General features: G+C 72.3%; 17 protein-coding genes and 1 pseudogene. 12 read left to right on the forward strand and 6 right to left on the reverse strand.

The window, feature by feature from the left end; all coding sequences use genetic code 11:
- Positions 1-153: 153 nt before the first annotated feature.
- Entirely contained in the window at positions 154-2,760 is a 2,607-nt protein-coding gene (gene adhE, locus ACWFR3_RS27585; protein WP_453737326.1) for a bifunctional acetaldehyde-CoA/alcohol dehydrogenase, read from the forward strand.
- A gap of 57 nt (positions 2,761-2,817) precedes the next feature.
- Here the strand turns inward: adhE and ACWFR3_RS27590 are convergent, their stop codons facing one another.
- Together ACWFR3_RS27590 and ACWFR3_RS27595 are read right to left on the reverse strand one after the other, a co-directional pair.
- A complete protein-coding gene (locus ACWFR3_RS27590) occupies positions 2,818-3,963 on the reverse strand; it encodes an AAA family ATPase (RefSeq protein ID WP_453737327.1) in 1,146 nt (381 codons plus the stop codon).
- Between the two features lie 67 nt (positions 3,964-4,030).
- Positions 4,031-5,077: a DUF3533 domain-containing protein gene (locus ACWFR3_RS27595; RefSeq protein WP_453737328.1), complete on the reverse strand. Its 1,047-nt coding sequence runs from the start codon at positions 5,075-5,077 to the stop codon at positions 4,031-4,033.
- A 164-nt stretch (positions 5,078-5,241) separates the two neighbouring features.
- Here ACWFR3_RS27595 and ACWFR3_RS27600 point away from each other — a divergent pair, with 164 nt between their 5' ends.
- The 5 genes from ACWFR3_RS27600 (at position 5,242) to ACWFR3_RS27620 (ending at position 12,835) form a co-directional block, all read left to right on the forward strand.
- On the forward strand, positions 5,242-8,703 hold the full coding sequence (locus ACWFR3_RS27600) for a DNA polymerase III subunit alpha (protein ID WP_453737329.1): 3,462 nt from the start codon (positions 5,242-5,244) through the stop codon (positions 8,701-8,703).
- Positions 8,700-9,674: a DNA polymerase Y family protein gene (locus ACWFR3_RS27605; RefSeq protein WP_453737330.1), complete on the forward strand. Its 975-nt coding sequence runs from the start codon at positions 8,700-8,702 to the stop codon at positions 9,672-9,674. The genes ACWFR3_RS27600 and ACWFR3_RS27605 overlap by 4 nt, the downstream gene beginning before the upstream one ends.
- Positions 9,675-9,758: 84 nt before the next feature.
- Positions 9,759-11,054 carry a sensor histidine kinase gene (locus ACWFR3_RS27610; RefSeq protein ID WP_453737331.1) on the forward strand — a complete coding sequence of 432 codons (1,296 nt, stop codon included), beginning with the start codon at positions 9,759-9,761 and terminating at the stop codon, positions 11,052-11,054.
- Positions 11,051-11,743 carry a response regulator gene (locus ACWFR3_RS27615; protein ID WP_453737332.1) on the forward strand — a complete coding sequence of 231 codons (693 nt, stop codon included), beginning with the start codon at positions 11,051-11,053 and terminating at the stop codon, positions 11,741-11,743. Before ACWFR3_RS27610 ends, ACWFR3_RS27615 begins: the two co-directional genes overlap by 4 nt.
- A gap of 213 nt (positions 11,744-11,956) precedes the next feature.
- On the forward strand, positions 11,957-12,835 hold the full coding sequence (locus tag ACWFR3_RS27620) for an esterase/lipase family protein (protein WP_453737333.1): 879 nt from the start codon (positions 11,957-11,959) through the stop codon (positions 12,833-12,835).
- 78 nt (positions 12,836-12,913) lie between these two features.
- Here ACWFR3_RS27620 and ACWFR3_RS27625 read toward each other — a convergent pair whose 3' ends face one another.
- Positions 12,914-13,927: a lytic polysaccharide monooxygenase gene (locus ACWFR3_RS27625; protein ID WP_453737334.1), complete on the reverse strand. Its 1,014-nt coding sequence runs from the start codon at positions 13,925-13,927 to the stop codon at positions 12,914-12,916.
- 293 nt (positions 13,928-14,220) lie between these two features.
- Complete coding sequence (locus ACWFR3_RS27630) at positions 14,221-15,975, reverse strand: putative Ig domain-containing protein (RefSeq protein ID WP_453737335.1); 1,755 nt, start codon at positions 15,973-15,975, stop codon at positions 14,221-14,223.
- Positions 15,976-16,426: 451 nt separating this feature from the next.
- Between ACWFR3_RS27630 and ACWFR3_RS27635 the strand changes: the two genes are divergently transcribed.
- A complete protein-coding gene (locus ACWFR3_RS27635) occupies positions 16,427-19,300 on the forward strand; it encodes a LuxR C-terminal-related transcriptional regulator (RefSeq protein WP_453737336.1) in 2,874 nt (957 codons plus the stop codon).
- Positions 19,301-19,322: 22 nt separating this feature from the next.
- Here ACWFR3_RS27635 and ACWFR3_RS27640 read toward each other — a convergent pair whose 3' ends face one another.
- On the reverse strand, positions 19,323-20,009 hold the full coding sequence (locus tag ACWFR3_RS27640) for a response regulator (protein ID WP_453737337.1): 687 nt from the start codon (positions 20,007-20,009) through the stop codon (positions 19,323-19,325).
- A 204-nt stretch (positions 20,010-20,213) separates the two neighbouring features.
- Here ACWFR3_RS27640 and ACWFR3_RS27645 point away from each other — a divergent pair, with 204 nt between their 5' ends.
- Genes ACWFR3_RS27645 through ACWFR3_RS27660 form a run of 4 tightly spaced genes read left to right on the forward strand, consistent with a single transcriptional unit; the run spans position 20,214 to position 23,725 of the window.
- Positions 20,214-21,197 (forward strand): Bug family tripartite tricarboxylate transporter substrate binding protein, encoded by a 984-nt coding sequence (locus ACWFR3_RS27645; RefSeq protein ID WP_453737357.1) that lies wholly within the window; start codon positions 20,214-20,216, stop codon positions 21,195-21,197.
- Positions 21,194-21,748, forward strand: coding sequence for a tripartite tricarboxylate transporter TctB family protein (locus ACWFR3_RS27650; protein WP_453737338.1), 555 nt, complete (start codon positions 21,194-21,196; stop codon positions 21,746-21,748). Before ACWFR3_RS27645 ends, ACWFR3_RS27650 begins: the two co-directional genes overlap by 4 nt.
- A gap of 1 nt (position 21,749) precedes the next feature.
- Positions 21,750-23,258 (forward strand): tripartite tricarboxylate transporter permease, encoded by a 1,509-nt coding sequence (locus tag ACWFR3_RS27655; protein WP_453737339.1) that lies wholly within the window; start codon positions 21,750-21,752, stop codon positions 23,256-23,258.
- Entirely contained in the window at positions 23,255-23,725 is a 471-nt protein-coding gene (locus ACWFR3_RS27660) for a GNAT family N-acetyltransferase (RefSeq protein WP_453737340.1), read from the forward strand. Before ACWFR3_RS27655 ends, ACWFR3_RS27660 begins: the two co-directional genes overlap by 4 nt.
- A 45-nt stretch (positions 23,726-23,770) precedes the next feature.
- Here ACWFR3_RS27660 and ACWFR3_RS27665 read toward each other — a convergent pair whose 3' ends face one another.
- Positions 23,771-23,911: a hypothetical protein gene (locus tag ACWFR3_RS27665; RefSeq protein WP_453737341.1), complete on the reverse strand. Its 141-nt coding sequence runs from the start codon at positions 23,909-23,911 to the stop codon at positions 23,771-23,773.
- A 147-nt stretch (positions 23,912-24,058) separates the two neighbouring features.
- On the opposite strand from ACWFR3_RS27665, the pseudogene ACWFR3_RS27670 reads away from it, so the two are divergent.
- Positions 24,059-24,946 (forward strand): annotated as a pseudogene (locus tag ACWFR3_RS27670) (NUDIX domain-containing protein); the annotation flags it as partial.
- Between the last annotated feature and the right edge of the window lie 2 nt (positions 24,947-24,948).

The following is a 24,948-nucleotide window of genomic DNA, read 5'->3' on the forward strand; positions in this document are numbered from 1 at the left end:
GGTGGGCCGGCCCTTTCCGTCCACCCCTTTGTGAATGCATTCACAAAGGGACCTTCGGCCTGCCCACAGGGGCCTTTATCGGCTTCAGAGGTGCGATGCGCGGGTGTGCAATTGAGACATAAGCGAAAAGGTCTCAGCTGAAGGAGCCCTGCCATGGAGGCCAAGGAGACGGTGGACGGACTGGTCGAGGGAGCGCTGACCGCGCTCGACCGGTTCGCGTCGTACGACCAGGAGCAGGTCGACCACATCGTCAAGAAGGCGTCCCTCGCCGCACTGGACCGGCACGGGGACCTGGCGAAGCTGGCCGTGGAGGAGACCGGCCGCGGGCTCTTCGAGGACAAGGCCGTCAAGAACCTCTTCGCCTGCGAGCACGTCGTCAACTCGATGCGCGGCCTGAAGACCGTCGGCGTCATCTCCCGCGACGAACTGAACGGCATCACCGAGATCGCCGAGCCGGTCGGCGTCGTCTGCGCCATGACCCCGGTGACCAACCCGACGTCGACGACCCTCTTCAAGGCCCTCATCGCCCTGAAGACCCGCAACCCGATCATCTTCGCCTTCCACCCCGGCGCCCAGAACAGCTCGGCGGAAGCCGCCCGCGTCGTGCGCGACGCCGCGATCGAGGCCGGCGCCCCCGAGGGCTGCGTGCAGTGGATCGAGGAGCCCTCGATGGAGGCGACGGGGCTGCTCATGCACCACGAGGGCGTCTCCACCATCCTCGCCACCGGCGGCAACGCCATGGTCAAGTCCGCCTACTCCTGCGGAAAGCCCGCGCTCGGCGTGGGGGCGGGCAACGTACCCGCGTATGTCGCCCGCAGCGGCAAACTGCGGCGCGCCGTCCACGACATCGTGCTGTCCAAGTCCTTCGACCACGGCATGATCTGCGCGTCGGAGCAGGCCGTGATCCTCGACAAGGAGATCTACGACGAGGGGCTCACGGAGTTCGAGCGGCTCGGCGCGTACGTCGTCACGGCGGCCGAGAAGACCAAGCTGGAGGAGTTCGTCTTCGGCGCGACGGCCTTCGGCGCCGACTGCTCGGGCGCGAAGCTGAACGCGTCCGTCGTCGGCAGGTCCCCGCGGTGGATCGCCGAGCAGGCCGGATTCGAGGTCCCCGACGGCACGTCGGTCATCGTCGCCGAGTGCGCCGAGGTCGGCGAGAGCGAGCCGCTCACCCGCGAGAAGCTCTCCCCGGTCCTGGCCGCACTGAAGGCCGATTCCACCGAGCAGGGCCTCGAACTGGCCGCGCGGATGGTCGAGTTCAACGGCCTGGGCCACAGCGCCGCCATCCACACCGAGGACGAGGAGCTCGCCGAGGAGTTCGGCAGGCGCGTCAAGGCGGTCCGTGTCATCGTCAACGCGCCCTCGTCCTTCGGCGGCATCGGCGACGTCTACAACGCCTTCCTGCCCTCGCTCACCCTCGGCTGCGGCTCCTACGGCCACAACTCGGTGTCCAACAACGTCTCCGCGGTCAACCTGATCAACGTCAAGCGGATCGGACGGCGCAACACCAACATGCAGTGGTTCAAGGTCCCGCCGAAGATCTACTTCGAGCGCAACTCCCTGCGCTACCTGGGGGAGATGGACGGCATCAGGCGGGTCTCGATCGTGACGGACAAGACGATGTCGGCCCTCGGCTTCGTCGCCCGGGTGACCGACATCCTCCAGGCGCGGCCCGGAGCCGTCACCGTCCAGGTCATCGACGACGTCGAGCCCAACCCGGAGCTCGCGACCGTACGGGCCGGGGCCGCGCGCATGAGGGACTTCGCGCCGGACACGATCATCGGGCTCGGCGGCGGCTCGCCGATGGACGCGGCCAAGATCATGTGGTTGATGTACGAGCACCCGGAGATCGAGTTCGCGGACACCAAGGAGAAGTTCTTCGACATCCGCAAGCGGGCCTTCAAGTTCCCGGGACTCGGCGAGAAGGCGCAGCTCGTAGCCATTCCGACCACCTCGGGCACGGGCAGCGAGGTCACGCCCTTCGCGGTCATCTCCGACCCGAAGGCCGCACAGAAGTACCCCCTCGCCGACTACGCGCTCACCCCGAACGTCGCGATCGTCGACCCGGTCCTTGCGATGAAGCTCCCGGCGACGGTCACCGCCGACTCCGGTTTCGACGCGCTGACCCACGCCACCGAGGCGTACGTGTCGGTGTACGCGAACGACTACACCGACGGGCTCTGCCTCCAGGCGATCAAGCTGATCTTCGAGAACCTGGAGCGGTGCGTCGTGAACGGCGCCGGTGACCCCGAGGCGCGCGAGAAGATGCACAACGCGTCGACCGTGGCGGGCATGGCCTTCGCCAACGCCTTCCTGGGCCTGGTGCACGCGATGGCGCACACCCTCGGCAACACCTTCCACGTCTCGCACGGCCGCACCAACGCGCTGCTCCTGCCGCACGTCATCCGGCACAACGGCACCGTCTCCGGCAAGGCCACTCCGTGGCCGAAGGCCGAGGTCTACCGGGCGCCGGAGCGGTTCCAGGAGATCGCCCGGATGCTGGGGCTTCCGGCGGATTCCCCTGAGCAGGGGGTCGAGTCCTACGCCCTCGCGGTCGAGGAGCTGCGTGCCAAGTGCGGTATCCCCGGGTCCTTCCAGGAGGAGGGGGTCGATGAGGCTGACTTCATCGATGCGCTGCCCGAGCAGGCGATGAACGCGTACGCGGATCAGTGCGCGCCGGCCAACCCTCGTATGCCGATGCTTGATGAGATGCAGCAGCTCATGCGGCGGGCGTACTACGGGAACGGGCAGGCTGGTTGATCCCTGCGGGCCGTACGTGGCTTGTCGCGCAGTTCCCCGCGCCCCTTACGGGGCGCCTCATCGTTTGGGCCAGTACCAGAGCGGTTCGTCCAGGAGGCTTTCCCGGCCCGCCACCTCCGTCCGGCCCGACTCCTTGCACAGTTCTATGGAGTTCACGTCGACGCGGTGGCGGGCCGCCCCCTTGGCGACCGCTTCGGCCAGCGGCTGGGCGTGGGTCACCAGGACGACCTGGGTGTCCTTCGTCGCCGTGACGATCAACTCGGCCAGCGGGCGCAGGAGATCGGGGTGCAGGCTCGTCTCCGGTTCGTTCAGGACCAGGAGCGAGGGCGGCCGGGGCGTGAGCAGCGCGGCGGTCCACAGGAGATAGCGCAGGGTGCCGTCGGACAGTTCGGCCGCTCCCAGCGGGCGGTTGAGTCCGCGCTGGTGGAGCTGGAGCTCGAACCGTCCGCCGTGCTCGGCGATCCGCACCCGGCTGCCGGGGAAGGCGTCGTCCACGGCCGCGTCGAGCGCCCCGTGGTCGCCGATCTCCCGGATGGTCTGCAGGGCCGCGGCCAGGTCCGCGCCGTCATGGCCGAGGACCGGGGTACGGGTGCCGATGCGGGCGGCGCGGGCGGGGGCTCCGGCGTCCGTGCGGACGTGGTCGTAGAACCGCCAGGACCTGATCAGTTCGCGCAGGCGCAGCAGGTCGGGGGCGAGCTGCGGGTCGGCGAGCTCGCTCAGCATGCTGTCGTAAGGACGCAGTCCCTGAGTGCGGTGCCAGCCGCCGTCGGCGGTGCGGGTGCGCACGGCGGGACCCGCGCGGTCGCAGAGCAGCGCGGCGGGGCGCAGTACGGGTCCTGCCCAGGTGCACTCGCGCTTGATCTCCGGGTCGAGATTGAAGAGGGAGGGCTCGGCGCCCGCGCCCGAGGTGGGGATGGGGTGGCCGAAGTCGACCGCGTACCCGAACTCGTCGCCCGCGAAGCCGAGGCGCAGGGCGGTCGCCTCCGCCTTCGCGGGGCCCGCCCACAGCGCGGAGGGCAGTCCGCCCTCGCGGGCAAGCGCGGCCACCGCCCCGCCCCGCGCGGAGTCCGCGAGCAGCCGCAACGCGCGGTACAGGCTCGACTTGCCGGTGCCGTTCGCGCCCGTGACCACGTTCAACCGGTCCAGGGGGACGATCAGTTTGCGCAGGGAGCGGTAGTTCTCGACTGCCAGGGTGGTGATCATCGCTCCAGCCTCGCACCCGGGTCTGACAACGGCCCCGGGGAGCGGCCTTGGGCGCGGGCCGCCCGGCTCACCGGCGGTGGGAGCCGGTGTCCTCCTCCATCGCGGGCCGCTGTCCAGGCTGGCGATCTCCGCGCAGGACGGACATGGCCAGCGTGACGGCGGTGCCCACGACCGCCCAGGCGGCGAGGATCAGCATCGGTCCGGTGATCGCGTTGCCCTTGAAGTACGCGATCGAGCGGGCCACCCAGGTGCCCGCGCCCGGCGGCAGCCAGGGGCCGATCTCCTTCCAGAACGGCGGCAGCATCGGCAGCGGGAAGGCGCCGCCCGCGCTCGGGTTGCCCGCGATCACGACGAGCAGGACGGCCAGGCCGATGCCCACGATGCCGGTGAGCGACTGGAGGGCGAGCGTGATCATGCCGACCCCGAAGACGACGAGGGAGCCCAGGCCCCACAGGCCCATGATGCTGCCGGGCAGGGCGCCGAGGATCGGGCCGATGATGATCGCGCCGCCCAGGCCGCCCGCGATCGAGTAGAGCGCCATGACGCCGGTCCTGATCAGCGCGCGCGGGCCGTTGGCGGCCCGGGAGCCCGCGCTGATCGCCAGGATCGAGGCGCACAGGTAGCCGCCGACGCACCAGCCGACGACCAGGTAGAAGGACGAGAGGCCGTCGAAGTCCTTGGTGGACGCGGGGGCCACGTCCACGGTCTTGACCGTCCGCTTCTCGGCGCCGTCGACCTGGGTGGCGATCTTCTCCAGGGCGGTGGCGAGGACGGTGCCGCCGCCGGAGCCGACCAGGAGGGTGTCGGTGGTGCCGCGGGGGTCGACGATCAGGGCGCCGTCGATGTCGCGGTTGATGATCTGGTGCCGGGCCGCGGCCTCGTCCTTGACCACGCGGGGGTCCAGCGGTCCGCCGGGGAGCTTTTCGAGCTTGCCCGATGTCTCCTTTGCCGCAGGACCCGGAGCGACGACCCCGAAGGGCACGTCCTTCGGCTTCGGGTCGTGCAGGGCGCCTACGTAGGAGGCGATGAACAGCAGCTGCAGGGCCAGTACACCGATGACCAGCAGGGCTGCTCGCGGGGTGACGGCGCTCTTCAACTCATCGGTGAAACTCATGTCCCCCACGCTCCGTGGCCCCCGGTGTTCTCGCAGGTGGGCGGGGCCGAATGGGCGAAACGGGGTGTGGTTCGACTCGGGTGTCGTACATGCGTTCGAAACTTGGTCTATGGTGGAGCCGGGGGCTGTGAGGTCGGATCGGTTCAGGGTTTCAGGAGGTGCGTGTGCCAGGGTTCACGCATCTGCACACCGTCTCCGGGTACTCCCCGCGGTACGGGGCATCGCACCCGGAGCGGCTCGCCGAGCGCGCCGCCGAGCGGGGCATGGACGCCCTCGCGCTCACCGACCGGGACACCCTCGCGGGCACCGTCCGGTTCGCCAAAGCCTGCGCGAAAGCGGGGGTGCGGCCGCTGTTCGGGACCGAGCTCGCGGTGGGGGAGCCGGTCTCGGCGCCCGGTGCCCGGCGGCGGACCCCGGTGCGCGGCGGCGCCTTCATCGACGAGTCGACCCCGCGCGTGACTTTCCTCGCCCGCGACGGCGCCACCGGCTGGGCCGCACTGTGCCGCCTGATCACCGCCGCGCACCGCGGCGGCGAGGGGCAGCCCGTACTTCCGTGGGAGGAGAACCACGGCGACGGCATGACCGTGCTGCTCGGCCCCGCGTCCGACGTGGGGCGCGCGCTGGCCGCCGGACGCCCCGACCGGGCCGCCCGCCTCCTGGCCCCCTGGCGCGAGCGCTACGGCGACGCGCTGCGCCTGGAGTCCGTGTGGCACGGCCGCGAAGGCACCGGACCCGGTTCGCTGCGTCTCGCCGCCCGCACCGTCGGCTTCGCCGCCGAGCAGGGCGTGCGCCCCGTCCTGAGCAACGCCGTCCGCTACGCCGACCCCGGCATGGGCCCGGTCGCCGACGTGCTCGACGCCGCGCGCCGCCTCGTACCCGTCGACCCGACCAAAGAACTCGACACCGGAGAGCGGTGGCTGAAAGGCGCCGACGCCATGCTGGGCAACGCCGAGCGGATCGTGGAGGCGGCCGGCTTCCGCCGTGACACCGCCCACCGGCTCATCGAACAGACGCGGTCGGTCGCCGCCGAGTGCCTCGTCGACCCCGAGGACGACATCGGCATCGGTTCCGTGCGCTTCCCCGAGCCGCACCTCGTCGGCGCGGGGCGCCGCTCCGCGCAGCGCGTGCTCGCCTCGCGGGCGGCGGCGGGGATGGTCCTGCGGGGGTACGACCACGGCCCCCGGGCCCGCGGCTACTGGGAGCGGATGCACCACGAGCTGGACATCATCGCGTACCACGGCTTCGCCTCCTACTTCCTGACCGTGGCCCAAGTGGTCGACGACGTACGCGACTTGGGGATCCGTGTCGCGGCGCGCGGCTCCGGTGCCGGGTCCCTGGTCAACCACCTCATCGGCATCGCGCACGCCGACCCCGTCGAGCACGGCCTGCTCATGGAGCGGTTCCTGTCCACGCGCCGTGCCGTCCTGCCGGACATCGACATCGACGTGGAGTCGGCCCGCCGCCTGGAGGTCTACCGCGCGATCATCGGCCGCTTCGGCACCGAGCGGGTCGCGACCGTCGCCATGCCCGAGACCTACCGGGTCCGCCACGCCATCCGCGACGTGGGCGCCGCCCTCTCCATGGACCCGGCGGAGATCGACAAGATCGCCAAGTCCTTCCCGCACATCCGCGCGCGGGACGCCCGCTCGGCGATGGAGGAACTGCCCGAACTGCGGGCGGTGGCGGGCGAGACGGAGAAACACGGCCGCCTGTGGGACCTCGTCGAGGCCCTGGACGCACTGCCGCGCGGGATCGCCATGCACCCGTGCGGGGTGCTGCTCTCCGACGCCTCGCTGCTCGCGCGTACGCCCGTGATGCCCACCAGCGGCGAGGGCCTGCCCATGTCCCAGTTCGACAAGGAGGACGTGGAGGACCTCGGGCTGCTCAAGCTCGACGTGCTCGGCGTGCGGATGCAGTCGGCGATGGCGCACGCGGTGGAGGAGGTCGAGCGGGCCACGGGTGAGCGGGTGGACGTGGACGCGGCGCCGCCGGGCGACCCGGCGACGTACCGGCTCATCCAGTCGACCGAGACGCTCGGCTGCTTCCAGATCGAGTCGCCGGGCCAGCGTGATCTGGTCGGACGGCTTCAGCCCGCGACCTTCCACGACCTGGTCGTCGACATCTCGCTCTTCCGCCCTGGACCGGTCGCCGCCGACATGGTGCGGCCCTTCATCGAGGCCAGGCACGGCCGCGCGCCCATCCGCTATCCGCACCCCGACCTGGCGGAACCGCTCAAGGACACGTACGGCGTCGTCGTCTTCCACGAGCAGATCATCGACATCGTGAACATCATGACCGGCTGCGGACGCGACGAGGCGGACCGGGTGCGGCGCGGGCTCTCCGACCCTGATTCGCAGGGGCGGATCCGGTTCTGGTTCGCGCAGCAGGCGGCGGCGAAGGGGTACGACGCCGAGACGATCGGCCGGACCTGGGAGATCATCGAGGCTTTCGGTTCGTACGGCTTCTGCAAGGCGCACGCGGTGGCCTTCGCGGTGCCCACCTACCAGTCCGCGTGGCTGAAGGCCCATCACCCGGCCGCCTTCTATGCGGGGTTGCTCACCCACGACCCCGGCATGTACCCGAAGCGGCTGCTGCTCGCGGACGCGCGGCGGCGGGGGGTGCCGATCCTTCCGCTGGACGTGAACCGGTCCGCGGTCGCTCACCGTATCGAACTGGTGTCCGATCCCAGGGAGGCCTGGGGGCTGCGCCTCGCGCTCTCCGACGTGCACGGCATCAGCGAGGCCGAGGCCGCGCGGATCGCGGACGGGCAGCCCTACACCTCGCTCCTGGACTTCTGGGAGCGGGCAAGGCCCAGCAAGCCCGTCGCGCAGCGGCTCGCGCAGGTCGGCGCGCTCGACGCGTTCGGCGCCAACCGCCGCGACCTCCAGCTGCACCTGACGGAGCTGCGACGGGGCGCGCGCGGCTCCTCCGGGGCTCAGCTCCCCTTGTCCGGCGGGCGCAATACGGCCCCCGCCGGGCTGCCCGACCTGGACGACGCGGAACGGCTCAGCGCGGAACTCGGCGTCCTGGGCATGGACTCCTCGCGCCATCTCATGGGCGACCACGCGGAGTTCCTCCGGGAGCTCGGCGTGCTGACGGCCCGCCGCCTGCGGGAGGCCGAACACGGGGCGACCGTCCTGGTCGCGGGCGCCAAGGCGGCCACCCAGACCCCGCCGATCCGCTCCGGCAAGCGCGTCATCTTCAGCACCCTGGACGACGGCACCGGCCTGGTCGACCTGGCCTTCTTCGACGACGCCCACGAACGGTGCGCGCACACCGTCTTCCACTCCTGGCTGCTGCTCGTGCGCGGAGTGGTGCAGCGGCGCGGCCCGCGCAGCCTCAGCGTGGTCGGCGCGGCGGCATGGAACCTGGCGGAACTGGTGGAGCTGCGGCAGGAGGGCGGCCTCGAAGCGGTGGGGGCGCGCCTTGCCGAGCCGGGACCGCAGGGGCTGCCGGGACCGCAGGGACCGCAGGAGGCGTCCGGCGCGGCTCCGGCGGACGAGGGGCGCCGCATCCGGATGTCCACGGGCTACGAGATGCACCCCTGGGCCGACCTCCAGCCGCCCGGCGAACGGGCGGCGACAGGGCGGAAGTTGTGGCACCAGAGCCCGGGGAGTGCGGGATGAGCACCCTCTGTGTCCGGTTCCTCCTGCCGCCGATGTACGAGGCCGCCGTACCCCGGCTGCTCACGCTGCTCGGCGAGTTCAGCCCGGTCGTCGAGGCACTGCCGCCCGACGCCGCGCTCGTCGACGTACGGGGAGCGATGCGCTACTTCGGGCGTGACGCCGTCGAGCTCGCCTCGGTGATACGGGTGCGGGCGCTGGCCCACTACGGGGTGGACTGCGTGATCGGCGCCGGGCCGGGGCCGATGCTCGCGCGGATGGCCGTGCGGGGAGCCGCGCCGGGGGTGACCCTGGTCGTGGGATCGGAGCCCGGCGCCGTCGCTCGGTTCCTCGGGCCGAAGCCGGTCGGCGAGCTGCCGGGGGTGGGCCGCGCCACCGCCCGCACCCTGTGCGAGTACGGGCTCGACTCCGTCGGCAAGGTGGCCGCCGCACCGCTGTCCACGCTGCAGCGCCTCGTCGGCGCCCGGGCGGGACGGGAGCTGCACGAGACGGCGAACGGCATCGACCGTACGCGCGTCGTGCCGAACGCGGCAGCCCGCTCCCTCGGCGCCGAAAGGCCCTTTCTGCGCGATGAGTTGGACCCCGCGCGGCACCGCAGGGCGCTGCTCTCGCTCACCGAGGAACTCGGTGCCCGGATGCGCGACGAGGACCAGGTGTGCCGCTCCCTGACCCTCACCGTGCGCTACGCGGACCGCTCCACGACGACCCGCACCCGTACGCTGCCCGAGCCGACCGCCCACTCCTGCGCGCTGACCGGATCCGCGTACCGGATGTACGAGGCGCTGGGCCTCCAGCGGGCCAGGGTGCGCGGCATCTCGCTGCGCGCCGAAGGGCTCGGGCCCGCCGAACAGGCCGCCCACCAGCTGATGTTCGACCCGGTGGACGACAGGGCCCGCCGGATCGAGGCGGTGGCCGACCGGGCGCGGGCGAAGTTCGGTCCGGGCGCGATCGTGCCGGGGACGCTGGCGGCGTAGGCGCGGTGCGGGATCTCCGGTAGCCCACGGGTGTAGGACCGCGGGCCAATACCCCTGCGGGTAAAGGGCACATACGATCGGCGCATGGACATCGACCCAGGTCAGACCACGGCCGAGGAGGGGCAGAAGCGGCGCGTGCGCGGGCGCTTCTGGCCGCCGGTGCGCACGGGCCTGGCCTGGAGCGGCGCCGTCGTCTTCCCCGCCGTCACGTACGTCACGTTCTCCAACGGGCGGCAGGGCTTCGACCTCCTGATGGTCCTCGCGTCGCTCGTGCTCGCGGCCGTGGTCGCCTCGCTGCTGCGGACCAGACCGCTGCCCGCCCTGTTCCTGCTGCTCCTGGGCGGGGTCATGGCCACGATGGAGATACGTGCGGCGGAAATCAGTTATCTGCAGGTCATCGCCGGGGTCTGCGCCGTCGCGTATATCGCGGCCACTCGCCCGCGCCGTACGTCGGTCATCGCCGCTCTCATGGCGTTCACGGCACAGATGGGCTCCCTCTTCGGCTTCCCGCCCGACCGGGGCTGTGCTCCTCCCTATTCTCCGCAGGGCTGCGCGCCCTCCGGGTGGGCCGACAACAGTGACCAGAGCGCCCTGCTCGTCACCGTTCTCCTCGTCGCCGCCTGGATGGCGGGCAGTTCGGCCCGTGAGCGCCGCCTGCACGCCGACGCGCTGCGCGCCCAGGCCACGGACCGCGCCATCACCGCCGAACGGCTGCGCATCGCGAGGGAGTTGCACGACATGATCGCCCACAGCATCGGCGTCATCGCCATCCAGGCGGGTGTGGGCAGCCGGGTCATCGACACCCAGCCCGCGGAGGCCCGCAACGCGCTCGCCACCATCGAGACCACCAGCAGGGAGACGCTCGCGGGGCTGCGCAGGACGCTGGTCGCGCTGCGCAGGCCGGAGCCGGGCGCGGTCGGCGGCGGGCACGACGACGGGCACGACGACGGGAAGGCCGCCGCCCGCGACGCCTCCGCGCCGCCCCGCGAACCCGCTCCGGGGCTCGCCGACATCGACCGCCTCGCCGCGTCGGCGCGGGACGCCGGAGTCCGTGCGGAGATCCGGTGGCGGGGAGAGCGCGGGCCGCTGCCGCCCGACATCGACCTGGCCGCGTTCCGCATCCTGCAGGAGGCCCTGACCAATGTCGTGCGGCACTCGGGAGCGGACACCTGCCGGGTGACCGTCGAGCGGCGGGAGGGCGAACTGTCCCTGGCGGTGGAGGACGACGGCCGCGGCGGCCTGCCGGCGGGCACCGGGTTCGGCCTCGTCGGCATGCGCGAGCGCGTCGCCCTGCTGCACGGCCGGTTCACCGCGGGGCCGCGCCCCGGGGGCGGCTTCCGGGTGTCGGCCCTGCTGCCCCTGCCGGAGGCGACTCCATGACCGGCCCGATGACCGACTCCATGACCGGCCCCACCGTCAGGGTCGTCCTCGCCGACGACCAGCCCCTCGTCCGCGCGGGCCTGCGCGTCCTGATGGCCGACACTCCCGGCCTGGAGGTCGTGGGGGAGGCCGGGACGGGCGCCGAGGCGGTACGACTGGCCCGCGACGTACGCCCCGACGTCGTCGTGATGGATATCCGCATGCCCGGCATGGACGGCATCGAGGCGACTCGGCTGATCACCGCCGAGGCGGGGTCGACGCGTGTCCTCGTCCTCACCACCTTCGACGACGACGATTACGTGTACGGCGCGCTGCGCGCGGGAGCGAGCGGGTTCCTCGTCAAGGACATGGCGCTAGAGGCCATCCTCGGGGCGATCCAGGTGGTGGCCGCCGGGGACGGCCTGATCGCGCCGAGCGTCACCCGGCGCCTGATCGAGGAGTTCGCCGCGCGGCCCGATCCGGCGCCGCGGGCGCGGCGGACCGTCGACGGCATCACCGACCGCGAGTGCGAAGTGCTCACGCTGATCGGCCGCGGGTTCTCCAACGCGGAGATCGCGGCCGAGCTCGTCATCACCGTGGCCACGGTGAAGGCGCATGTGGCGCGGCTCTTCACCAAGCTGGGCTCCCGTGACCGGGTCCAACTGGTGATCATCGCCTACGAGGTGGGTCTGGTGGAGCCTCCGCGGTAGGCGCTCCCCGCTCCGGGCGCTCCAGGTGCTCCGGGCGGTCCGGGTGCTCCGAGTGCTCCGGAAGACCGTGCCAGTAACTGCTGGAAGTTTTGCCGACGCGCAGCTTCACACTTTTGCTACTCGCCCGTAATTTGTCGTGTGCACGGCATCCTCGTGATCCGGATCACAGGGCTCACTCATCGCAACTCCCTTGAGCCGCAAGGAGATCACACGATGCTGCCCTGGAGACGAGCGCTCAGAGCGTTCACCGCCGCCCTTGTCATGACGCTCCTCATGACGGGCGCGCTCACCCTCACCTCCGCCGCCACGGCGTCCGCCGCCCCCGCCGCCCCCGCCGCGACTTCGAGCGGCTGGAACGACTACGGCTGCAAACCGTCCGCCGCCCACCCGCGCCCCGTGGTCCTCGTCCACGGCACCTTCGGCAACTCGATCGACAACTGGCTCGTCCTGGCGCCCTACTTGGTGAGGCGCGGCTACTGCGTCTACTCGCTCGACTACGGCCAACTGCCCGGCGTGCCGTTCTTCAACGGGCTCGGCCCGATCGACAAGTCGGCCGAACAGCTCGACGGCTTCGTCGACAAGGTGCTCGCCTCGACGGGCGCCGCGAAGGCGGACCTCGTGGGCCACTCGCAGGGCGGCATGATGCCCCGCTACTACCTGAAGTTCCTCGGCGGCGCGCAGAAGGTGAACGCCCTGGTCGGCCTCGCGCCCGACAACCACGGCACGACCCTGCTCGGCCTCACCAAACTGCTGCCGTACTTCCCGGGCATCGAGGACCTGCTCACCACCAACACCCCTGGCCTCGCCGACCAGGTGGCGGGCTCGCCGTTCCTGACCAAGCTCAACGCGGGCGGCGACACCGTCCCCGGCGTGCGCTACACGGTCATCGCCACCAAGTACGACGAGGTGGTCACCCCGTACCGCACGCAGTTCCTGAACGGCCCAGGCGTACGCAATGTCATCGTCCAGGACCTGTGCCCGGTCGACGTGTCGGAGCACGTGGCGATCGGGATCCTCGACCGCGTCGCGCACCACGAGGTCGCGAACGCGCTCGACCCGGCGCACGCGACGCCGAGCACCTGCTTCTCCTGAGCCGGGAGCAGGGAGCCGCCGCAGCCGAGAGCCGCCGCTGACGGGGTCAGCGGCGGCTCTCAGTACGTCCTGCGCGGGTCAGCGGCCGTGGCGCGCCGTGCGGCGGCGGGCCGTGCCGAACATGGCCGCGGCACCGACGGCGAGTGCGGCGGCGCCGCCGATCGCGATGTACGGCGTGTTGCTGTCGCCGCCGGTCTCGGCGAGGTTCTCGTTGGCCGCGACGGGCTTCTGGTCGCCGCCGTTCACCTCGGGCTGGTTGGCGGCGGTGTCGTCACCGGCGGCGGTGTCGTCGCCCGCGGCCGGGGCCGCCTCGGTGGCCTCGGCGCCCGTCTTCGCGTCGGTGTCGCCGTGGCCGTGGTGCTCGACGGTGGACTTGTCGGCGCCCGCGGCGATGTCCTTCTCGGAGGGCGCGGAGGCGGTCGGGGCCGGAGCCGCGGCCCCGCTGCCGCCGCTGTCCTTGCCGAAGACCACGTCGGAGCAGGTGTAGAAGGCCTCGGGGGAGTCCGAGCGCTGCCAGACCGAGTAGATCAGGTGGCGGCCCGACTTGGCCGGGACCTTGCCGTCGAAGACGTAGTCGCCGTTCTCCATCTTCGGGTCGGCCACGTCGACGAAGGGCTTCTCCTCCAGGTCCGACCACTTCAGGGGCTTGGTCGGGTCGTACGAGTCCTTGGTGATGTACAGCTCGAAGGAGCCCTTGTGCGGGGCGGTGCCCTTGTAGTGGAAGGTGTGGTTGCCGCCGGACATCTTGCTGGACGGCCAGTCGGCGCGCGGCAGGTCGAGGCCCTTGTACTTGTCGTTGCCCGCGCTGCACAGCTTGCCGTCGGGGATGATCTCCTTCGACTTGCCCGCGGCGTTGGCGATGTTCACGCCGTTCCAGTCGTAGAAGGCCTGCGCGCCACTGGCGGCGACAGCGGCCTTGCAGGCGGCCGACGTCGGGGACTCCGGGCCCTCCTGGAAGCACGCGGAGACACGGCTCACCGGGTCCGTCATCGAACCGTGCGCGGCGGCCGGGGCGGCCGACAGGGCGGTCAGGGCGAGCGGGGCGATACCGGCGGCGGCGATCGCGGCGACCTTGCTTCGGCGTGCGGTCATGAGTGGTTCTCCTCAGCGGCGGTTCTGGGGGTGTGGGGGACACGAGACGGTTGCGAACGGCCGGTGCCGCCCCCCGATTGCGTGCGGCGCCGACGGTTCGTAACCGTCCCGGCGACGAGAAAACTAGCCGCTGAAATCCCCGGATTCGCCTGCTGGGAGGGGGTGATGGCGATCTTTATGGTCGAGTTAAGGGAGCCCTCAGACTCCGCTCAGGTCGTGCCCGAATTGCCCTGACGTCGGGGTCGAGCGGCCCGGTGGTGCTCCGGTTCCACCGGGCCGCACGAGGGCGCGCGTCAGGACCAGACGGTGAAGGAGACCGTGACGGACGCCTTCTTCCCGGCCGCGTCGGTGACCGTCAGGGTCGCGTTGCGGAAGCCCCAGCTGGTCGGGGTGCCGGAGATGACGCCCGTGTCCCGGGCGATGGTCAGGCCGGCCGGGAGCCCGGTGGCGGTGAAGGCGTAGGGGGCGGTTCCGCCGGTCGCCTTGAGCGGGAGGCTGACCGGGCGGCCGACGGTGAGGTTCTGGCTGCCGGGGGCGGTCAGTACGGGAGCGCCGGTGCCGGGGGCGGTCACCGTCCACGCGAAGCCGGTGGAGCCCTTCTTGCCCGCCGAGTCGGTCGCGGTGATCCTGACCTGGCTGGTGCCCGCGGTGGTCGGGGTACCCGACACGGTGCCGGTGGCCGACGCGATGGACAGGCCGGCGGGCAGACCGGTGGCCGACCAGGTGTACGGGGCGGTGCCGCCCTCGGCGCTGTTGCGCAGTTCGACCGGGGTGCCGGTGACGCCGTTCTGCGCGGAGACCGCGGTCACGGTCACCTCACCGGGCTGCGGGGCGGAGGTCGCCAGGGAGACGCCGAAGCGGGTGAGGGCCTCGTTCACCGGCTGGAAGATCGTGAACTTCTCGCCGCTGCCACCGGAACAGGTCGCGCTGCCGCCGCCCGAGTGCAGGCCGACGGCCTTCCCGCCGCTCGCGGTGACGTACGCGCCGCCGGAATCCCCGCCGGCCGAGCAGGCGCTGGAGTACGACAGGCCGTCGATCACGACGCTGCCGTAGTCCACGCTCTGGTCGACCTTGGTCACCTCGCCGCACTGCAGCCCCGTGGTCTGCCCGGAGTGGCAGATGGCGGTGCCGACGACGGCCTCGGCCGAGCCGGTGACGGTGATGTCGCCCTTGCCCCAGCCGGCGACCGTCGGGGCGAGGGCCCAGCCGGCCTGGTCGACGTCGACCAGGCCCATGTCGCCCTCGCGGGCGTTGACGCTGCCGGCGCCGCCCTTGTTCGAGGTGCCCACCCGGCTCCCGTCCTTGCCGTACGCGGCCTGGTTCACGTCGTTCGTGCAGTGCCCGGCGGTCAGATACGCCTTGCCGCCGTCCTCGCCGCCGTCCTTGCGGGTGGCGGCGAACCCTATCGAGCACGGGCTCTCACTGCCCGGCACCCACTTCTCGCCGCCCGTCACGTTGCCGCCCTGCTGGCGGGGAGCGTCCCCGGACTCGACCACCCGCACCAGGTCGCCGAGGCCGCTCAGGCGGGCCCGGAACGCGGCGGTCGCGGCAGTGGAGCGGGATGGGTTCACGGTCACATCGACCCGGTTGGCCCGTACGTCGGACCCCCAGGACAGCAGCCCCGGAACGCCCTTCCCCCAACGGCCGACCTTGTGCGCGGCGTCTCCCAACTCCGCCCGGGAGTAATGGACCTCGTGTGCCACCGCGCCCGCACGGCGGACGGCTGCACCGTCGGCTCCGGAGGTGACGGCGGCGTGCAGGCGGCCGTCGGCCGCGTCGAACCACATCCCGGCGACACGGTCACCGACCGAGCCGCGGACGGCGGTGGCGACCATCGCCGCATCCGTCTCGCGCGTGATCCGCGCGTCGACGCCGCGGGAGGACAGGCCGAGGTCACGTTGCATCGCCGCCCGTAGGCCGGCGGATATCCGGGGTCCTTCGGGTTCGGGGCCCGCGGCCGTGGCAGGGGCGGGCAGGGCGGCAAGGCCGATCAGGGCGGCCGTGGCGACGAGCCCGGTCAGCAGGGGGCGGTTGGGGGCAACACGCATGGTGGGGAGGTCCTTTCGGGACGGGGGGGCGCCGGAGACGGGTCATCACCGGCGGGCTGGTGCGTCCCGGGAGGGCATGCGGGGAGGCTGCTGCGGTGCCGCCGCCGGGACGGCCCACAGCGTCACCGCACCGAGCCGCGGGCGGTATCCGGGAAGACCCTTGCTTCACGCGAGCCGCATAGCGGACGCGGGGGAGGGGGCGTCGGAGGGAGCTTCAGAGGGCCCTCGCCGTCTCCGCGCCGGGGAGCGGTGGGGAGCGGTGGGGAGCGGTGGGGCGAGCATGTGTCAGGCCGTCAGGCTGTCGGGGCCGCCAGGCCGCCAGGCCGCCAGGCCGTCGGGCCATCAGGCCGCGGCCGGGCAGGGCGGGTGCGTGTCGGGGAGATCCCTTGCTTTGTCTTTGTGTGGGGCAGCGGCGTTGCCCGGCGTCCCGCGGGGACTTACCGTGCCCGGTGTGGACGCAGCGACGGGCGCCGATGTCGGGGAACACGCGGCCGGGGACGGCTGGGCCGCCTCGGTCCGCGCCGCGCTCGGACTGCTCGAACGCCACGGCCGCCTTGCCGTGACCGGCCCGTGGGGCGCGGGCAAGAGCGCACTCCTGGAAGCCCTGTCGGCCGCGCCCCCGGCCGCGACCCCGCCCCCGACCGCCCCCACCGGGTGGCGCCGACTGCGCGTCCACACCCGGGCGGGCGACGAGGACGTCCCGTACGGGGCGCTGGCGCAGCTGCTCGGTCCGGGCGACGGCCAACTCCCCGCCACCACGGCGTTGGCCGAGCTCCTCGGCCGGTCGGTGACGCACGACCCGGCGGCCCTCGCTCGATCCGCGCCCCGGAGCGGGGGCGACCTGCTCCCGGTCCGCCTCGCCCTGGCGGAACTGCTGGCCGCCGGGCCCCCGGCCCTGCTGCTCGTCGACGGCGCCCAGTGGGTGGACGCCGCCAGCGCGGACGCCCTCGGCTACTGCGTCCGTACCCTGCCCGCCGACCGCATCGCCGTCGTCGCCGCCGAACGCACCACGCGTCACCCGGCCGCCGCGGCCCGGCTGCTCGGCGGCCACCCGCACATCGTCCGAGTGCCCGCGGCCGACCTCACCGAGACCGCCGCGGCCCTGCACGGTCTCGGCCTCCCCGCGCGGTGGGCTGCGCCCGTGCACCAGTACTGCGGAGGCCACCGGGCCCTGCTCGCCACCTGCTACCGGGCCCTCGCCGAGACCGCGGGCCTCCCCGGCAGCTCCGCCGACGCCGCCCACGGCAGGGCGGACCTCCCCGGGCGGCCCCGGCAGGTCCGCGACCTGGCCACGGCCTGGCTCGCCACCGTCCCCGCGGACGTCCGCGCCACGCTCCAGGTCGCCGCGCTGGCCCGGCACCCCGACGCCGACGTGCTGCGCGAGGCCGGTCTGCCGCACGCCGATGATCACCTCGAACACGCCGCCCGCGCAGGCCTGTTCACCGTCGAGGAGAACACCTCGCCGGTACGGGCCCGATTCGCCGCCGAAGCCCTTGCGGAGGCGGCCGCGGAAGGCACCGGCACCGCCGGTGCCGCAGAGCGCCGCCGGATCCACTCGGCGCTCGCCGACGCCGTACGCGACCCGCTCCAGCGCGCCCGCCACCGGGCCCTCGCCCGGCACACGGCCGACCAGGCGACGGCCGAGGACACCGCTCAGGCCGCAGCGCTCGCCCGGCAGAGCGGAGAACGCCCGCTCGCCGCCGAGTTGATGATGCTGGCCGCCCGCCTCACCCCGGCCGACCGCCCCCGCCTCCGCCTCGACCGGCTCGCCGACGCCGTGGCGGACGCGGCCGCCGCCGGCGACGTCCGGCTGGCCCGGCAGGCCGCCGCCCGGATCACCGAGGACCGCGGCAGCCCCGCGCAACAGGTGCACGCCCTGCTCGCCGTCGCCGACGCCCACGGCCAGGACCTGGCCGAGACGGCACCCCTGCTGGCCACCGCCCGCCGCACCGCCGCCGGGGACACCGCCCTCCTCGCCGCCGTCGAACTGCGCGCCGCCGTCCAGACCAACGTCGCGGGCGGGGACGCCGCCCTGGCCCTGCACCACGCCGGCGCCGCGACCGAACTGGCCCGGGCGGGCGGCGACGTACCCCTCGAAGCCGCCGCCCTGACCATGACGGCCCGGATGGAGCGCGTCCTGGGCCGCCTCGAAGCGGCGCCGGTGACCCTCGCGGCGGCACTGGCGCTTGCCGTACCGCCGCCGAGGATCGGTATCCGCAACAGCCCCGAGTACCTCGCGGCCCGGCACGCCGTGTTCGACGGCCGGCTCCTCCAGGCCCGCCAGGACCTGATCGGCCTGCTCCCGGCCGCGCAGACCTCCGGGGAGGCCGAGGACCTGGTGGACATCTGGCGCAGCCTCGCCGAGGTCGACACCGGGCTCGGCTCCTGCGCCCGCGCCCTGGACTGGTCGGCCCGCGCGGTCCGGCTCACCGCGTCGGCGGGCCTGTCGCCGGGGCCCGCCTGGTACTCCGCGGCCCTGGCCCACAGCTGCGGCGACACCTTCCCGCAGGCCCTGCGGTACGCGGCCCAGGGCGTCCGCGCGTCCCGGCAGGAGCAGGATGCCCTGCACACCACACGGAGCCTGTGGATCCTGGGAGCCGTCCTCCTGCACACCGGCCAGGTCGAGCACGCCGCGGACGTACTGGCCGAGGTCGCCGAACTGGAAGCACGCAACGGGGCCGCCGACCCGGCCATCCTGCGCTGGCAGGCCGACGCCGTCGAGGCGTTCGCCGCCTCCGGCCGGACCGAGCACGCCCGCGCCCTCCTCGACCGGATGCAGGACACCGTGGGCCCCCACACCGGACACGCGGTGCTCCGCGCGGGGCTGACCAGGGCCCGCGCTCTCTGCCACCAGCTGTCCGGCAACAACGAGGAGGCGGTGGAACTCCTGGAGGACGCCGCTCGCGGGTTCGCCCGGCTCGGACTACCGGTGGAGGAGGGACGGACCCACCTGGCCCGCGGCCGGGTCGAACGCCGCCGCCGACGCGCCGCCGCGGCCCGCAACGCCTGGGAGCGGGCCCGGACCCTGTTCGAGACGGCCGGGGCACGCCCCTGGACGGAACTCGCCGACGGCCACCTCTCCCGCCTGGCGGGCCATCCGCCCGTCCCGGCCGGTGAGCCGCGCACACCGGGCGCGGTGCCGGAACTCACCGCACGCGAAAGGCGCCTGGCCGCACTGGTCCGGGTGGGCGCCACCAACCAGCAGGCGGCCCAGCAGATGTTCGTCTCGGTCAAGACGGTCGAGACGACGCTCAGCCGCATCTACCGCAAACTGGGCGTCAGTTCCCGCACCCAACTCGGCGCCGCCCTGCCGGACCGGCCCTGAAAACCGCGGCCACGAGCAACCGCTAACGCACCCACCGATACCGCCGCTCCGGCCGCCCCGTCCCGCCGTACCGAAGCGTCACCTCGACCCGCCCCGTGTCCGCGAAGAACTCCAGATAGCGGCGGGCGCTGACCCGGGAGAGCGTGCCCTCCTGCGCGCACTCCGTGGCGGACAGGCCGCCCGGATGTCCCCGCAGCGTCTGCTCCACCAGGTCCGCGGTGTGGGCCGCCAGGCCCTTCGGGAGTTCGCGGGAGCCGGGCGGGCGGGGGCCGAAGATCTGGTCGACGTCCTCCTGGCGTGCCTCGTCCAGGTCGTCCAGGCGTGCCCGCAGCGCCGCCACGTGCAGCAACTGCTCGCGCAGCGCCGCCTGGTTGAACGGCTTGATCAGATAGTGCAGCGCCCCGGCCCGCAGCGCCGCCCGCACGATCTCCGCGTCCCGCGCGGCCGTGATGAACAGGGCGTCCAGCGGCTGCCGGTCCCGGTCGCGCTCCTCTACGGCCCGCAACTCCCGTAGTACCGCGATGCCGTCCATATCGGGCAGATAGATGTCGAGGAGTACGAGATCGGGGCGCAGCCGCTCCACCGCCGCCAGCGCCTCCGTACCGCTGTGCGCCACTCCCACCACCGAGAATCCGTCCACCGCGGACACATAACGGCTGTGCAGTTTGGCGACCATGAAGTCGTCGTCCACGACCAGCACCCTTGTCATCGCCGCAGGCTATGGGCGCGACCACAACGACCACAACGTCCGTTGATTCCGGAAGAGAGACAGCTTCTTAACGCCCAGGCAACATGTGGGCCACCTCACAGGTATCCCCGTCCCCGCGGACAGCGGCCGGGTTCCCGCCCCCACGGGGAACCCGGCCGCACCAACTCCCCAGAAATGACTACGTACCGACAGGTGGTGGCACCCGTGCGCCTGCGCACACCCCTTGCCCTGCTCGGGGCCGCGCTGCTCGTGCTCGCCGGGCCGCCGCTGCTCTCCACGGGCAGCGGCGCCGAGACCGGCACACAGATCCCCGGCCTGCGCTTCATGGTCCCCAACACGCCCGGCGGCGGCTACGACATCACCGCCCGCACCGCGGCGAAGAACGCCGAGGACGCCGGACTCACCCACAACATCGAGGTGTTCAACCTGCCAGGGGCCGGCGGCACCGTCGGCCTCAGCCGCCTCGTGGGCGAGCACGGCAACGGCAAGCTCGCGATGTCCATGGGCCTGGGCGTCGTCGGCGCCGCACGCTCCAACGACTCGCCCAAGACCCTCGCCGACACCACCCCCATCGCCCGCCTCACCGAAGAGCCGGACGTCGTCGTGGTCGCCAAGGACTCCCCGTACAAGAACATCAAGCAGTTGGTCACCGCCTGGAAGAAGAACCCGGGCAAGCTCCCGGTCGGCGGCGGTTCCTCCCCCGGCGGCCCCGACCACCTCGCCCCGATGCTCATGGCGCGCGCCGCCGGGATCGACCCGAAGAAGGTCAACTACGTCCCCTTCGACGGCGGCGGGGAACTCCTCGCCTCGATCCTCGGCAAGAAGGTCGCCTTCGGCGTCTCGGGCGTCGGCGAGTACCTCGACCAGATCAAGTCGGGCGAGCTGCGCCTCCTGGCCACCACCGGACCCAAGCGGGCCAAGGGCCTGGACGGGCCGACGCTCAAGGAGTCCGGCTACGACGTGGACTTCACCAACTGGCGCGGCATCGTCGCCCCGCCCGGCCTCTCCGACGCCGAACGCAAGAAGCTCACCGGCCTGGTCAGGAAGCTCCACGACTCACCGGAGTGGCGCAAGTCCCTCAAGACCAACGGCTGGGACGACGCCTTCCTCACCGGCGACAAGTTCGGTGACTTCCTGGCCGAACAGGACAAGAGCGTGGTGTCCGTGCTGAAGGAGCTGGGACTGTGACGACCTCGACCACCGAAACCCCGCCCGAGGAGCACGGTGGCAGCGGCAGCGGCAGCCGCCGCGGCTGGCTGCGCGAGCACTCCGAACTCGGCGTGTGCGTCATGCTCCTGGCCCTCGGCGTGCTCGTTCTCAGTGACGCGCTCACGATGGACGTCGAGATCGCCCAGCGCGGGCCGATCGGCCCCAAGACCGTCCCGATCGTCGTCGGCATCGGGCTCCTGGTCGTCGCCGTGATCCTCGCGATCGACGTCCTGCGCGGCGGGCGCGGCGAGGCGGAGGGCGGCGAGGACATCGACCTGTCCGAACCCGCCGACTGGCGCACCGTGCTGCTCCTCGCCGGAGTCTTCCTCGGCGCCGCCGTCCTCATCGAACCGCTCGGCTTCCCCGTCGCGGGCGCCCTGCTCTTCTGGGGCGCGGCGTACGCCCTCGGCAGCCGTCACCTGGACCGCGACCCGCTCATCGCAGCCGGGCTCTCCCTCCTCACGTACGTCGTCTTCAACAACCTGCTCGGGGTGCCGCTGCCCGGCGGGCCGCTGATGGGAGTGCTGTGACATGAACGCCTTCAACTCCCTGATGGACGGCTTCGGCACGGCCCTCACCCCCATGAACCTGCTCTGGGCCGCCGTCGGCGTGCTCCTGGGCACCGCGATCGGCGTACTGCCCGGCATCGGCCCCGCGATGGCGGTGGCACTGCTCCTGCCCGTGACGTACGGCCTGGAGCCGACCGGCGCTTTCATCATGTTCGCGGGCATCTACTACGGGGCGATGTTCGGCGGCTCGACGACCTCGATCCTCCTGAACACGCCAGGTGAGAGCGCCGCGGTGGTCGCCGCCATGGAAGGCAACCCGATGGCCAAATCGGGGCGCGGCGCACAGGCGCTCGCCGCCGCGGCCATCGGCCACTTCGCGGGCGGCATCATCGGCACGACCCTCCTGGTGGCGCTCGCGCCGACGGTCGCGGAGCTCGCGGTCGACATCGGGGCGCCCGACTACTTCGCCATCATGGTCCTCGCGTTCATCGCCGTGACGTCCGTCCTCGGCTCCTCGCGCGTACGAGGACTCGCCTCGCTGCTCATCGGCCTCACCATCGGCCTGGTCGGCCTCGACCAGATGACGGGGCAGCAGCGCCTGACCTTCGGCTCGCTCCAACTCGCCGACGGTATCGACGTGGTGATCGTCGCGGTGGGCCTCTTCGCGATCGGCGAGGCCCTGTGGGTCGCCGCCCATCTGCGGCGCACCAGCGGCGAGGCGATCCCGGTCGGCCGCCCCTGGCTGGGCAAGTCCGACGTGAAGCGCACCTGGAAGTCCTGGCTGCGCGGCCCGCTCATCGGCTTCCCGTTCGGCGCGATCCCCGCGGGCGGCGCGGAGATCCCCACCTTCCTCTCGTACGTCACCGAGAAGCGCCTGTCCAAGCACAAGGACGAGTGGGGCAAGGGCGCGATCGAGGGGGTCGCGGGCCCCGAGTCGGCATCCTCGGCGTCGGCGGCGGGCACCCTGGTCTCCATGCTGACGCTGGGCCTGCCCACGACGGCGGTGGCGGCAGTCATGCTCGCGGCCTTCCAGCAGTACGGCATCCAGCCGGGCCCGCTCCTCTTCGAACGCGAGCCGGACCTGGTGTGGGGCCTGATCGCGTCCCTCTTCGTGGGCATGGTCCTGCTCCTGGCCCTGAACCTGCCGCTCGCCCCGGTCTGGGCGAAGCTGCTCCGCATCCCGCGGCCCTACCTCTACGCGGGGATTCTCTTCTTCGCGGCGGTGGGCGCCTACGCGGTGGGCGGCGAGGCGCTCGACCTGGTGATCCTGCTGATCATCGGCCTGATCGGCTTCGGGATGCGCCGCTACGGACTGCCCGTCCTGCCGGCCGTCATCGGCGTCATCCTCGGCCCGAACGCCGAGCAGCAGCTGCGCCGCGCCCTGCAGATCAGTGACGGCAGCGTCAGCGGCCTGGTCGACACGCCCTTCTCGATCACGGTCTACGCGATCATCGCGGTGATCGTGCTCTGGCCGCTCCTGAAGAAACTGCTGGTGCGGGGCAGGAGGACTGACGTAGACGTAAAGGCATGACCCCGCACACACCCGACGCCATCCACCCCGGCATCCGCCCTGCGACCGCCGCCGATGTCCCCGCCGTGAAGGCGGTGACGGACGCGGCCTACCACCGCTACATCGAGCGCATCGGTGTCGTGCCCGTCCCCATGGAGGCGGATCACGCGGCGGAGGTGGCGGCGGGGCGGGTGTACGTCACCGGGGACCCGGTGATCGGCGTCCTGGTCCTCGTCCCGCACGAGGACCACCTGTTCCTGGACAGCATCGCGGTCCACCCCGGGGCCGCGGGCCAAGGGGTGGGCCGCCGTCTGCTCGCCTTCGTGGACGAGCGGGCGCGGGCCCTGGGACTGCCCGAGGTCCGGCTCTACACGAACGCGATGATGTGGGAGAACCAGAAGCTCTACCCGCGATACGGCTACGAGATGGTGGAGCGCAGGGTGGACGGCCCCTACGACCGCTACCACTACAAGAAGACGCTCTCCTAGGACGAGGAGCCCCTCCGGCGTCTCGCGCCCCGGAGGCGCCGGATCTCACCCATCGGGCCACCAGGTCCGCTGGATGTCCTTGCGGACCTCGGGGCGCTCGCGGGGCCGCTCCTCGGCCTCGAACTTCTCCCGGATCTGCCGATTGGTGGGCTTCCCGACGGTCTTGTGCACGGTCACACGGCGCATGGCTGCCTCCCTGTACTACCGATGTCCAAGGTGGGACGTCTGTAGACCTCTGCCGGGAGGGTTTCTCATCGAAGTTGAATTGTCAGTGGCGGGTGTCACCATCACCGGATGACGAACGACTGCGACGAGGCCCCGCCCCCGCCCGCACCCCGCCGCCACAAGGAGGTGGTGGACGTCCACCTGATCCTGCGCCGCGGCGACGAGGTGCTCCTCGCCCGCCGGGCCAACACCGGCTACGGAGACGGCTTGTTCAACGTCCCCTCCGGCCACGTCGAGCCCGGCGAGGACGTCCGCACGGCCGTCATCCGCGAGGCCCGCGAGGAAATCGGCCTGACCCTCACCCCCCAGGACGTCAGCGCCGAACTGGTCCTCCAACACCGTGGCCCCGGCGAGGCCCCCCGCATCGGCTGGTTCTTCGAGGCGACGTACGGCACGGGAGGCGAGCCCTTCAACGCGGAGCCCGACAAATGCGACGAACTGACCTGGCACAGCATCGCCACCCTGCCGGACGACATGGTGGCGTACTGCAGAGCGGCCTTGGAGGCCTGGCACGCGGGGGAGAGGTTCGCCCTGCACTGGCAGGAGGAGGGGGACGCGGTGGGGTATGAGAGGGGCGGGGGTGAGCGGAGGGTTGCTCTTGCGCCCGCGCGGGGTGCTCACCATGTGGAGCTCTGGGTACCGGACTTCGCTGCCGCCGAAGCGTCGTGGGGCTGGCTCCTCGGAGAATTGGGGCACATCCGTGAGCAGCGGTGGAAGCACGGTGGGAGCTGGCGGCGGGGCGCGGCCTACGTGGTCCTCGAGCAGTCACCGGACATGCGGGGTGAGGGCCATGACCGGACGTTGCCCGGTCTGAATCACCTGGCGTTCCACGTGGCGAGCAAGCCGGAGCTCGACCGGCTGGTGGCCCGGGCTCCGGGGCATGGGTGGTCGCTGCTCTTCCCGGAGCGGCATCCGTTCGCGGGCGGGGAGGAGCACTGCGCGGCGTATCTGGAGGACGGAGCGGGGTTCGAGGTGGATCTGGTGGTCGGGGGCTGATG

The sequence above is a fragment of the Streptomyces sp. NPDC055189 genome (assembly GCF_053606765.1).

Excerpts from the sequence above, each read along its gene's own strand:
- adhE (WP_453737326.1), top strand. The coding sequence starts at position 154 with ATGGAGGCCAAGGAGACGGTGGACGGACTGGTCGAGGGAGCGCTGACC.
- ACWFR3_RS27610 (WP_453737331.1), top strand. The coding sequence starts at position 9,759 with ATGGACATCGACCCAGGTCAGACCACGGCCGAGGAGGGGCAGAAGCGG.
- ACWFR3_RS27590 (WP_453737327.1), bottom strand. The coding sequence starts at position 3,963 with ATGATCACCACCCTGGCAGTCGAGAACTACCGCTCCCTGCGCAAACTG.
- ACWFR3_RS27615 (WP_453737332.1), top strand. The coding sequence starts at position 11,051 with ATGACCGGCCCGATGACCGACTCCATGACCGGCCCCACCGTCAGGGTC.
- ACWFR3_RS27655 (WP_453737339.1), top strand. The coding sequence starts at position 21,750 with ATGAACGCCTTCAACTCCCTGATGGACGGCTTCGGCACGGCCCTCACC.
- ACWFR3_RS27660 (WP_453737340.1), top strand. The coding sequence starts at position 23,255 with ATGACCCCGCACACACCCGACGCCATCCACCCCGGCATCCGCCCTGCG.
- ACWFR3_RS27630 (WP_453737335.1), bottom strand. The coding sequence starts at position 15,975 with ATGCGTGTTGCCCCCAACCGCCCCCTGCTGACCGGGCTCGTCGCCACG.
- ACWFR3_RS27625 (WP_453737334.1), bottom strand. The coding sequence starts at position 13,927 with ATGACCGCACGCCGAAGCAAGGTCGCCGCGATCGCCGCCGCCGGTATC.
- ACWFR3_RS27620 (WP_453737333.1), top strand. The coding sequence starts at position 11,957 with ATGCTGCCCTGGAGACGAGCGCTCAGAGCGTTCACCGCCGCCCTTGTC.
- ACWFR3_RS27665 (WP_453737341.1), bottom strand. The coding sequence starts at position 23,911 with ATGCGCCGTGTGACCGTGCACAAGACCGTCGGGAAGCCCACCAATCGG.
- ACWFR3_RS27595 (WP_453737328.1), bottom strand. The coding sequence starts at position 5,077 with ATGAGTTTCACCGATGAGTTGAAGAGCGCCGTCACCCCGCGAGCAGCC.
- ACWFR3_RS27605 (WP_453737330.1), top strand. The coding sequence starts at position 8,700 with ATGAGCACCCTCTGTGTCCGGTTCCTCCTGCCGCCGATGTACGAGGCC.
- ACWFR3_RS27640 (WP_453737337.1), bottom strand. The coding sequence starts at position 20,009 with ATGACAAGGGTGCTGGTCGTGGACGACGACTTCATGGTCGCCAAACTG.